We start from the raw sequence: 247 nt of genomic DNA, 5'->3' as shown, positions 1-247 counted from the left end.
TAACCATCTGTCAGGCTTGCCAGTTGAGAAGCTAATGATGAGTCTGCCCCAATACCAAAACCGCCGACCTGAATGACATTGCCATTTGAGGTGCCAGCGTCCTTCGTTGCTGATGTTCCTAAACCGAGGTTTGTGCGACTGCCTTCTGCCGTTGTTGCCCCGGTCCCGCCCTGCGCAATAGAAAGCGCAGTAGTGAGTCCTTTCAGCTCAGTGATATCGCTGTTTGCCCCCTTTCTGGCAAGTGCAC

Annotated in this window: 1 pseudogene; it reads right to left on the bottom strand. The window is 53.4% G+C overall.

From position 1 onward, the window contains the following. Window positions 1–247: pseudogene (locus APU11_RS25930) on the bottom strand (hypothetical protein); the annotation flags it as partial.

Origin of the sequence: Enterobacter sp. 50793107 (assembly GCF_001463365.1) — a bacterium.
GTDB lineage: Bacteria > Pseudomonadota > Gammaproteobacteria > Enterobacterales > Enterobacteriaceae > Enterobacter > Enterobacter cloacae.
The sequence above is the reverse complement of the archived record's forward strand: the minus strand, read 5'-3'. Positions and strand labels throughout refer to the sequence as shown.